At 71.4% G+C, this 1486-nt stretch carries 1 protein-coding gene; it reads left to right on the top strand.

The genetic code is table 11. The features are described from left to right. Nucleotides 1-227 precede the first annotated feature (227 nt). The gene (locus tag G6023_RS13115) at nucleotides 228-1328 is read left to right on the top strand and encodes a peptidoglycan recognition protein family protein (protein ID WP_182635919.1); all 1101 of its coding nucleotides are present in this window, start codon (nucleotides 228-230) and stop codon (nucleotides 1326-1328) included. Nucleotides 1329-1486 lie beyond the last annotated feature (158 nt).

The following is a 1486-nucleotide window of genomic DNA, read 5'->3' on the forward strand; positions in this document are numbered from 1 at the left end:
TGCGCGGAACGGTCTTCTCGTCGCACGTCGTGGCCGCCCGAATCGTGGGGCGGCACAAGCCGTTTGGTCTCATCGTCCGGGCGTACGCCGCCACATCAGTCACATCACCCTCAGATATCCCTCCGGTAACGAGGGTCTCGATTCGGTCACGTCAAGCGCGTAATGTAGCGGCGGGCCGCGCCGATAGGTATAGGTCGGCCCTTCGCAAACCTCAGTCTGGAGCCCGTATGTCCGTGACACGCCGTGGATTTCTCACAGCCGCATCCGTCGGCGTGGGCGCCGCCGTCGCCTCCACCGTCCGAGGTCCCGTCGCCGGGGCCAATCCCTTCACCACCGGCTCGCTCGGCGTCGCCCAGGACCTCATGCAGTCGGTCTCGACCGGCAGCGGGATGATCCAGCCCAACGGCCCTCTCGGCTACGTCGGCGTGACGTTCCCCAGTGCCGAGGAGATCGTCGGCCGGATCCGCTTCGCATTCCCCGACGGCTCGGTCGGTGACTGGCTCCCGCTCGAGGGGATGGACTCCGCCCCGGACGCCGGCAGCACGCCCGCCTCCGAACTCGTCGGCGCGCCCGATGGTGCCGTGGGGTACGAGGTCGATGCGCCCGCGGGGGCCGAGGCGACCGTGTTCGACGACGGCCGCGGCACCCCGCGCAACTACAGCCTCGGCAGCGTCGGCCTGGCGGGCCTACCGGTCATCCCGCGCGCGGCGTGGGGTGCGGGCGATGTCGGGGGCTTCCGCTGGGCCCCCTCCTACTTCCCCGCGCAGTCCATCACGATCCACCACACCGCCTCCCCGGTCGGGTCGGACCGTGCGGCCAGTGTGCGGGCGATCTACAACTATCACGCCAACACCCTGGGCTGGGGCGACGTCGGATACCACCTGCTCATCGACCCCGAGGGCCGGATCTACCAGGGTCGCGGCGGAACGCCCGTCGGCAACCCCGCCTTCCAGTTCCCGCCGGTCGCCGGGATCGCACCGCCGGTCGTCACCGGTGGCCACGTGGGCGGATTCAACAACGGCAACATCGGCATCAGCCTGCTCGGTGACTTCACCGGTGCACCGCCGACCTCGCGCGCGGTGGGCGCGGCCATCGACTGCGTCCGGGCCCTGTGCAACGCCACCGGCATCAACCCGCGCGCCGGCATTACCTACCGCAACCCGCAGGGTGGGGCCACGCGACCAATGATGGCCGTGTCGGGCCACCGCGACTGGGGCGGGACCGCCTGCCCGGGCAACTCGTTCTACCCGCAGATGCAGTTCATCCGCGACCAGGCAGCGCGGGGTTGGGCCCCGACCGCCGTCTCCTCGGCGGTGTTCGGCTCCTGACCTGAACGGGGCGGGGCCGCCCGCCCCTCGCGGCGTAGCCGTCGCCGCCGAGCAGAGGATTTCTACTGCATCGCCCGAGTAGCGGGTGCGCGAATTCCTCTGCTCGGCGGGCGGGTGCCCGCCCGGGCGCCGCTCAGCCGCCGCCGCCGCTCGGTCGC

The organism is Dietzia sp. DQ11-71, assembly GCF_014144995.1.
Lineage (GTDB): Bacteria > Actinomycetota > Actinomycetes > Mycobacteriales > Mycobacteriaceae > Dietzia > Dietzia kunjamensis.